This is a genomic window from Phenylobacterium sp. (assembly GCF_030697925.1).
Taxonomy (GTDB): domain Bacteria; phylum Pseudomonadota; class Alphaproteobacteria; order Caulobacterales; family Caulobacteraceae; genus Phenylobacterium.
Genome location: NZ_JAUYOJ010000038.1, coordinates 1 through 8,288, shown reverse-complemented (window position 1 = coordinate 8,288; position 8,288 = coordinate 1). Strand labels below are relative to the sequence as shown.

At 69.3% G+C, this 8,288-nt stretch carries 8 protein-coding genes; 7 read left to right on the top strand and 1 reads right to left on the bottom strand.

Annotated features, from left to right (window positions below; all coding sequences use genetic code 11):
* Positions 1 to 547 precede the first annotated feature (547 nt).
* From Q8Q88_RS04705 to Q8Q88_RS04685, 5 genes are all read left to right on the top strand, one after another.
* Positions 548 to 1,783, top strand: a complete 1,236-nt coding sequence (locus Q8Q88_RS04705; protein WP_305674044.1) for a thiamine pyrophosphate-dependent enzyme — start codon at positions 548 to 550, stop codon at positions 1,781 to 1,783.
* A 2-nt stretch (positions 1,784 to 1,785) separates the two neighbouring features.
* Complete coding sequence (locus Q8Q88_RS04700; RefSeq protein ID WP_305674043.1) at positions 1,786 to 2,799, top strand: alpha-ketoacid dehydrogenase subunit beta; 1,014 nt, start codon at positions 1,786 to 1,788, stop codon at positions 2,797 to 2,799.
* A gap of 5 nt (positions 2,800 to 2,804) precedes the next feature.
* On the top strand, positions 2,805 to 4,028 hold the full coding sequence (locus Q8Q88_RS04695; RefSeq protein ID WP_305674042.1) for a dihydrolipoamide acetyltransferase family protein: 1,224 nt from the start codon (positions 2,805 to 2,807) through the stop codon (positions 4,026 to 4,028).
* A gap of 341 nt (positions 4,029 to 4,369) precedes the next feature.
* Positions 4,370 to 4,693, top strand: coding sequence for a DUF736 domain-containing protein (locus Q8Q88_RS04690; RefSeq protein ID WP_305674041.1), 324 nt, complete (start codon positions 4,370 to 4,372; stop codon positions 4,691 to 4,693).
* 191 nt (positions 4,694 to 4,884) lie between these two features.
* Positions 4,885 to 5,148, top strand: coding sequence for a DNA -binding domain-containing protein (locus tag Q8Q88_RS04685; RefSeq protein ID WP_305674040.1), 264 nt, complete (start codon positions 4,885 to 4,887; stop codon positions 5,146 to 5,148).
* 272 nt (positions 5,149 to 5,420) lie between these two features.
* On the opposite strand, the gene Q8Q88_RS04680 is transcribed toward Q8Q88_RS04685, so the two are convergent.
* On the bottom strand, positions 5,421 to 6,008 hold the full coding sequence (locus Q8Q88_RS04680; RefSeq protein ID WP_305674039.1) for a TetR/AcrR family transcriptional regulator: 588 nt from the start codon (positions 6,006 to 6,008) through the stop codon (positions 5,421 to 5,423).
* A 127-nt stretch (positions 6,009 to 6,135) separates the two neighbouring features.
* On the opposite strand from Q8Q88_RS04680, the gene Q8Q88_RS04675 reads away from it, so the two are divergent.
* Entirely contained in the window at positions 6,136 to 7,575 is a 1,440-nt protein-coding gene (locus Q8Q88_RS04675) for a DUF1254 domain-containing protein (RefSeq protein ID WP_305674038.1), read from the top strand.
* A 377-nt stretch (positions 7,576 to 7,952) separates the two neighbouring features.
* A complete protein-coding gene (locus Q8Q88_RS04670) occupies positions 7,953 to 8,279 on the top strand; it encodes a transcriptional regulator domain-containing protein (protein ID WP_305674037.1) in 327 nt (108 codons plus the stop codon).
* Positions 8,280 to 8,288: the final 9 nt, after the last annotated feature.

Below are 8,288 nucleotides of genomic sequence, written 5' to 3'. Positions count from 1 at the left end.
CCGATCGCTGGGTAGACTTACGCCTTTCCCGCCTAACGGCCGAGTGCCTACGCTGAGTCGATGATGGAGCGTGTCCGCCTCCGGGCGAGCTCCTTGCGTAGAGGTATCGCCGTCATGGAAATATCCCGAGTTGTCAAACGGAGCGCAATCGGGGCTCTGGTCGCCCTGATGTTCGCTGGCCCGGCCGCTGTCGCCGGCTATCACGCGGCCTGTGGGCTCGCGGCGCTCGCCGTTTCAGCCGAACCCTGGCGGCAGGTTTTCGCCGTTGTTGGCGCGATCATCGTCGGGGCTACGGCGTGGGTGCGGCTGGCGGCCTTGTCGGATGGTCCCACCCACGAAAGTTCGGCGCCGGGGGCTTCGATCTAGGCCGTTCACACGTCTGCGCCGACCGCAGCTGGCCCCGCCCTCGCTCGTGGCGAGCTGGCGATCCGCGGGGTGCGGATCCTGGGTTCGGTCCAAACGCCGCCGCGTTGAGCCGCGCGCGGGCTCCGCGCGTTATCCCCTTTGGGCACGGCGCCGCTCGCCGCGCCCGAAAGGGAGGCCCTCGGTGGCGCGCCGCAACGTCCGGCCCCTATCGCTGCATATCCCTCAGCCGCTCGCGCGGCCGGGCGAGGCGCCCGACTTCAGTTGGCTGGATATCCCGCCGGCTGGCCAGGCGCGCCAGCCGGCCGTCGAGGCCCCGGCCGCCAAGATGCGCGACCTTGCCTTCGACCTGATCCGGGTGATGGACGAAGACGGCTGCGCGGTCGGCCCCTGGGCCCCGCGCCTCGGCGCCGAGGCCCTGATCGGCGGCCTGCGGACCATGGTCCTGACCCGGGCCTACGACGAGCGGATGTTCCGCGCCCAGCGCCAGGGCAAGACCTCGTTCTACATGAAGTGCACTGGCGAGGAGGCGATCTCCGTCGCCCAGGCCCTGGCGTTCGACCGCGAGGACATGGCGTTCCCGACCTATCGCCAGCAGGGCCTGCTGATCGCCCGCGGCTATCCCCTGGTCCAGATGATGTGCCAGGTGCTGTCCAACGCTGGCGACCCCTTAAAGGGCCGCCAGCTGCCGGTGCTCTATTCCAGCCGCGAGCACGCCTTCTTCTCGATCTCCGGCAATCTCGGCACTCAGTTCAGCCAGGCGGTCGGCTGGGCCATGGCCGCCGCCTACAAGGGCGACGACCGTATCGCCGCGGCCTGGATCGGCGAGGGTTCCACCGCCGAGGGCGACTTCCACTACGCCCTGACGCTCGCCTCGGTGTACCGCGCGCCGGTGGTGCTCAACGTGGTCAACAACCAGTGGGCCATCTCCAGCTTCCATGGCCTGGCCAATGGCGAGCACGTGACTTTCGCCGCCCGCGGGCTCGGCTATGGCGTGCCGGCCCTGCGGGTCGACGGCAACGACTTCCTGGCGGTGTATGCGGCGACGGCCTGGGCGGCCGAGCGGGCGCGGGCCAATCTGGGGCCAACCCTGATCGAGTTCGTCACCTACCGGGCGCAGTCCCATTCCAGCAGCGACGACCCCACCCGCTACCGTCCGGCCGACGAGCCCGGCGCCTGGCCGCTCGGCGATCCGATCGCCCGGCTGGCCCGCCACCTCGAGCAGCGCGGCGAGTGGTCGGCGAAGGACCAGACGGCGCTGGAAACACAGGCCGCGGACCAGGTGCGCGCCACCCTCAAGGAAGCCGAGGCCGCCGGCGTGCTCGGCCACGACGGGCCCGACGCGGCCACCATGTTCGAGGACGTCTACAAGGACCTGCCCTGGCACCTGCGCGCCCAGCGGCGGGAGGCAGGGTTCTGACCATGCCGGCCATGACCATGATCCAGGCGCTGAACTCGGCCCTCGATGTGCTGCTGGCGAACGATCCCGACGTTGTCGTGTTCGGCGAGGACGTCGGCTATTTCGGCGGCGTCTTCCGGGTCACCGACGGCCTGCAGAAGCGCCATGGCCTGACCCGCTGCTTCGACACCCCAATCACCGAGGGCGGCATCCTCGCCGCCGCCGTCGGCATGGGCGCCTACGGCCTGCGCCCGGTCGTTGAGATCCAGTTCGCCGACTACATCTACCCGGCCATCGACCAACTGATCTCGGAGGCCGCGCGCATCCGCTACCGCTCGGCCGGCCAGTTCACCGCCCCCCTGACCCTGCGCGCGCCCTATGGCGGCGGCATTTTCGGCGGCCAGACCCACAGTCAGAGCCCCGAGGGCCTGTTCACCCACGTCTGCGGCCTGAAGGTGGTGGTGCCCTCGACCCCCTACGACGCAAAAGGGCTCCTGATCGCCGCGGTCGAGGACGACGACCCAGTGCTCTTCCTGGAGCCCAAGCGGCTCTACAACGGCCCGTTCGACGGCCATCCCGACCGTCCGGCCCGGCCCTGGTCCAAGCATCCGGCCAGCGAAACGCCGGAGGGCCGCTACGTCATTCCGCTCGGACAGGCGGCGCGGGTGCGCGAGGGCGGCGACGTCACCATCCTGGCCTACGGCACCATGGTCCATGTGGCCCTGGCGGCGGCGACCGAGAGCGGCGTCGACGCCGACATTCTCGACCTGCGCACCCTGTGGCCCGTGGACATCGAGGCGATCACCGCCTCGGTCCGCCGCACCGGCCGCTGTGTCATCGTCCACGAAGCCACCCGCACCAGCGGCTTCGGGGCCGAGCTCTCGGCCCTGGTGCAAGAGCACTGCTTCTATAGCCTCGAGGCGCCGATCGCCCGGGTCACAGGCTGGGACACCCCCTATCCCCACGCCTTCGAGTGGGACTATTTCCCCGGCCCCGCCCGGGTCGCTCGCGCCCTGCGTCGCGTGATGGAGGCCTGAGCGCAATGGGCCGTTATCTCTTCAAGCTGCCGGACGTTGGCGAAGGCATCGCCGAGGCGGAGATCGTCACGTGGCACGTCCAGCCCGGCGACACGATCGCCGAGGACCAGCCCCTGGTCGACGTGATGACTGACAAGGCGACGGTCGAGATCACCAGCCCGGTCGCTGGCCGGGTCGTGTCGCTCGACGGCGTGGTCGGCGAGCCGGCGGCGGTCGGCGCGGTCATCGCCGTCCTGGAGGTCGAGGCAGCGGCGGCGGAGGCGGGGGAGAGCGTCGCCACCGCACCGCCGACTGAAAAGCCGCCTGCGCCCGCACGAGGACCCTCGTCAAAGCCTGCGCCGAAGAAGGCCGCCACCACCATGGGGCGCCGCCCGGGGGCCGCCCCGGCCGTGCGCCGCCGCGCCGCCGAGCTCGGGATCTCGCTGGAGTCGATCGCGGGCACGGGCGAGGATAGCCGCGTCACCCATCAGGACCTCGACGCCCATCTGGTGGGCCGTACCGGCCGCCTGGCCGCTGCGCCGGCCGGCGACGATGTGCAGGAGGTCAAGGTCACGGGCCTGCGCCGCCGCATCGCTGAGAACGTCGCCGAGGCCAAGCGGCGCATCCCCCACTTCTCCTACGTCGAGGAGGTCGACGTCACCGAGCTGGAGGCCCTGCGCGCCCGGCTGAACGCCGACGCAGGCGCTGAGGCGCCGCGGCTGACCCCGCTGCCGTTCTTCGCCCGCGCCCTGGTGCGGGCGGTGGCCGACTTCCCGCAGATGAACGCCCTGTATGACGACGAGGCCGGCGTCGTCCGCCGTTATGCGGCGGTGCATCTGGGTGTCGCCACCCAGACCGCGGCCGGGCTGTTGGCGCCGGTCGTGCGCCACGCCGAGGCGCTCGACCTGTGGGCTCTGGCCCGCGAGATCGCCCGGTTGGCGCAGGCTGCTCGGGCCGGCAAGGCGAAGCGCGAGGAGCTGTCGGGCTCGACCATCACCCTGACCAGCCTCGGCGCGCTGGGCGGGGTCGCCACCACCCCGATCATCAACCGGCCGGAGGTGGCGATTCTCGGCCCCAACCGCATTCTCGCCCGCCCGGTGGTGGTCGCGGGCCGCATCGAGGTCCGCCAGGTGATGAACCTGTCCTCCTCGTTCGACCACCGGGTGATCGACGGCTATGAGGCGGCCGCTTTCGTCCAGCGCGTCAAGGCGCTCCTGGAGACCCCCGCCCTGCTGTTCGTCGAGCCGTAGGCCGCCATCTCAGGTCTTCCGAGGCTCCTCGAAGACGCCGATGGTCGGTTTGGATCTGCCGCTCTGAGGCCTGTTCAGCCGCGCGCGACCCGCGGCCTCTCAATGGCCTGATCTGGCCGAAGGCCGGCTGCGCCTCGATCGTCTCAGCCGCAACGCCGTCGGCCGACTTTCTTCCCCTGGCCTGCGGCCATTCCTCGCGGACCAAGAAACTCGCCCGACCGTCGTCCTCCGCTGTGCTCCGGCTTGGCTGCGCCAAGTGCGGCGCCGATCGCCTCCGGCCTCGGGATCGCCATCGAGGCCGCGATGGGCGCGGGCTCGAGAACAGACCAAGGAGCACAACAATGGCGACCATCGGCACCTTCAAGAAGGCCGGCAACGAGTATCAGGGTGAGATCGTCACCCTCAGCGTCCAGGCCAAGGGCGTCCGCTTCGTCCCCGAAGCCAACCGTTCGGGCGACAACGCCCCCAGCCACCGGATCTATGTGGGCCGGGCCGAGATCGGGGCCGCCTGGGCCAAGACCTCCAGCGAAGGCCGCGATTACCTCTCGGTCAAGCTGGACGATCCGAGCTTCACCGCCCCGATCTTCGCCAACCTCTTCGACGACGAGGACAGCGAGGTCTACACCCTGATCTGGTCGCGCCCGCGCAAGGCCAGCGGCGACTAAGCCGGCCGGCCGGCCCCGCTCCTTCCCGGGCGGGGCCAAGCCGATCGGCCGTGGCGCCGTTCGATCGCCGAACGCTGTCGTCGGGCGATGCCGCCAGCGCATCCCCGCGATGTCGCGTGGCGCCCATCCCGACGCTGGCGAAGCCCGCTACACTGCGGCCGGATGGAGCAGACGCCCGGGAGGAGGGCAGCGTGGCCACTGGCGATTTTCTGGACGAGCCGCCTCGGCAGCCGTCCCTCACGGACTACGATCGCGCCCACCTGAAGGCCTATCTGCGCCTGCTCGACGCGGCCGCCGACGGCGCGGACTGGCGCGAGGCGGTTTCCGTGATCTTCGGCCTCGACGTCGGAGTCGACCCCGATCGCGCCCGGCGTGTCCATGACAGCCATCTCGGACGAGCGCGCTGGATGACCGAGCACGGCTACCGGGAACTGCTCCGCAAAGGCCCAGACTAGGTCGTGTACTCATAAGGCGGAAGGCCCGCGTGAAGTTGGGCGTGAGGACTGGCGCGGCGACGACCGGCAAGCGGACTCTGAGAATGTCGGAGGAGGGTGGGGAGCAGCCCAAGCCCGGCGGCTCGTCCGGCGTCCGCTTTCCCTACACATACCGGACATTGCAGCAGCACTCGCTCTCGCGTCTGCATGCGGCAGGTCGGCGCCAGTTGCGGAAGTTGAGGTCGCGCCCAGAACGAGACTTCCGCAAAGGCGCGTGCCGCAGTTGGAGCGTTCTACGCGTCGAGCCGATAGACCGCCCGCGTGATGCGCCGCCACTCGCGGACGATGTGGCCGAACCAGCGCACGCGTTCGGCGTCGTCCAGACCGTCGCGGTTCTCGATCCAGTTGATCAGCGTCTCGGTAACGATCCCGACGAGTGACCGTGCTCCGATGCGCGCGCGGTCCTCCGCGCCCGGGGGCGCGCCTTCAGCGGGCTTGAGGAACACCATGAAGGGCTCGACCTGCCGGTCCTCGTAGACCTCGTACCAGCGCTTGGCCTCGGGATCGGACCGGCAGTCGCGCAGCAGCAGGATATAGGCGGCGCGGTTGGCCCGCGCCCGGCGCAACACCTCCATCAGGGCCGCGCCATAACCCGGCCACGGGGCGTCGTAGACGGCGCGGATCTCCTGCAGCACCTCCTCGAAGATCGCCGCCAGCAGGGCCTCCTTCGAGGCGAACTGCCGGTAGATCAGGATCTTGGCCACACCCGCGCGCTCGGCGATGTCCCGCATCGCGGCGCGCTGCAGCCCCAGTTCGTGGAAGGTCTCGGCCGCGATGCGCACGTAGCTCGCCTGTCGCGCGGGGCGATCGACACGCGGCATCCGGCGCTTTGGGCTAGCGCGGGAGGGCAGCGAAGACTCGGTCATGCGCTAATTCATAATCATCATCTTGCGGAATTGCTCCCGTCGGGCATATTGAAACCACTCGGTTTCAAAAGAGGCAACCGCCATGATCGTTCGATGGGCCGCGGCCGCGATCCTTCCGCTCGCGTTTGCGGGGGCCGCGGCCGCGGCGGAGCGCCACTATCCCGTGCAGCCGGCAACCAGCTACCGGCTGCAGGACGTCGACCAGTTCGATCCGACTCCCGTCGGCGATGTCACGCCCAAGGATCCGGCTGCGCGGACCGTACTCGCCCGGGCGCTGGCCATGGAGGCGGCGATCTATGGCCTGCCCAGCGTCTACCAGTACCGCGAGATGTTCGCACAGGCGGTAGATCAGGCGAGCCCCCGCTACGTGGGCTTCAACCGTTTCGCCCACGACCGCGACCTGGCCGGGCCCGACTACAAGGCGTTCAAGTCGCCCAATTCGGACACGCTCTATTCCAACGCCTGGCTCGACCTGACTGGCGGGCCGGTCCTCATCGAAACGCCGGACGTTCCGCTCAAGTACTACACGCTGAACTTCCTCGACATGTTCAGCAACGCCAGCAACATCGGGACCCGCACCTTCGGCTCGAAGGCCGGCCGCTATCTGATCACGCCCGCAGCCTGGACCGGCGAACCGCCCCCAGGCGTCACGCTGTTCCGGGTCGCGACCTCGCACGCCTGGATCCTGATGCGGGTCTTCGCCCAGACCCCTGCGGAGGTGGAGATTGCGCGCAAAGTCCAGGACAGCGTGAAGATTTCGCCGCGCTCCCTCTCCTCAAAGGCCGCCGACTATCCGCCGCCGGACGTCGACACGGCCGGCGGATTCTTCAGGGTGCTGGACCATGTCCTGCGAACCGATGGCCATCCCGACCAAGAGGACGCCCTCATCTACCGCTTCCGCATGATCGGGATCGGCGGACCCGAGGCCTTCGACCCGGCGCGCTTGGACGCGGAAACGCGCGCGGGCATGGAGGCCGGCTTCCAAGAAGCGATGAAAATGATCGCCGCCTCGCGGGCCCAATTGGGCGCACCCACGGGCACGGGCTGGAGCCGCGTGGAGAAGGCGCGGTACGGCTTCAACTACCTCAGCCGCGCGACGGTGAACTTCGTGGGCCTGGGCGCGAACGTCGACGCAGAGAACCTCTCGTTCAACACCTTCGCCGACGGCCAGGGCCGCCCGCTCGACGGCTCCAAGGGGGACTATACGCTCTCGTTCATGCCGCCGCCCGTGCACGCGTTCTGGTCGGTCACCCTCTACGACGCGGCGACGTTGGCGCTCTACCCGAACGAGTTGCGGCGCTACCTGATTAATGACCGCACGCCGGGCCTGAAAAGCAACAAGGACGGCTCGATCGACTTTCGCATCCAGCACTCCAAGCCTCCGAGCGCAGCGAACTGGCTTCCAGCGCCTGATCGGCCCTTCTACTTGGTCGTCCGGTCGTACCTTCCGAAACCGGAGATGATCTCAGGCGGCTGGCGGCCGGAGCCGGTCGTCATGCTCGAGCCCAAGGGCGCGCGTTGATCGGCCGGCTCATCCGCTTCGCCGCGGCGCGGGCGCTGATTCTCACCCGTCGCACCGGGCCTAGAAGTAAACCTCCCGAACGTCGCCAGCGAGTCAGACCTGCGCATTGCCCGGCAGAACACCCCCAAGGGCCGCTTTGGCTAGCCAATCCGGACATCGCGCCGGCGCCACGCTGACGCCACTGATGGGTCGAAAGCAGGCATCGCCGCCCGGCCAGAAGGCGGATCTTAGCCAAAGCTTTGAGTACACGCCCTGGATCGCGGGGTGATGCCGGGGCGACATCGACCGGCGCCCACTCCACGACTTCCCGCCCGGCGCGTCGACCGCAACTTGTAAGGGCGCTCACGTCAGCGAGCGATGTGGAACCGGAGCAATCCATGGCGCCCGATGCGTCCCAGTGGCGGTCCTCGGTCGAGTACGATTATCTCGACGACCTCATCGCGTCCGACCTCGCCTGGGAATGCCTGCGCCGCAATCCCGAGTACCAGCGCGACTATGCCGAACTCGTCGGACGCACTGCCAGCGTCGAGCAGGTGACCAAACGTCTTCGTCTGCGCTGGGGGTTGCGATTTCGCGGTTCATCCGGCGCTCAACGCTACGGCGCAGCTGGTGTTCTGGACGCTGGAGGCCGACCTGGCGACGGTGCTCCTGGCTTCGTCGCCGCTCACGGCCGGGGCGCCTGTCGGCGCGCTGGCCGCGGTTGACGACGACCG

Coding starts and splice junctions, on each gene's coding strand:
- Q8Q88_RS04700 (WP_305674043.1), top strand. CDS start 1,786: ATGCCGGCCATGACCATGATCCAGGCGCTGAACTCGGCCCTCGATGTG.
- Q8Q88_RS04695 (WP_305674042.1), top strand. CDS start 2,805: ATGGGCCGTTATCTCTTCAAGCTGCCGGACGTTGGCGAAGGCATCGCC.
- Q8Q88_RS04690 (WP_305674041.1), top strand. CDS start 4,370: ATGGCGACCATCGGCACCTTCAAGAAGGCCGGCAACGAGTATCAGGGT.
- Q8Q88_RS04680 (WP_305674039.1), bottom strand. CDS start 6,008: ATGCCGCGTGTCGATCGCCCCGCGCGACAGGCGAGCTACGTGCGCATC.
- Q8Q88_RS04675 (WP_305674038.1), top strand. CDS start 6,136: ATGATCGTTCGATGGGCCGCGGCCGCGATCCTTCCGCTCGCGTTTGCG.
- Q8Q88_RS04670 (WP_305674037.1), top strand. CDS start 7,953: ATGGCGCCCGATGCGTCCCAGTGGCGGTCCTCGGTCGAGTACGATTAT.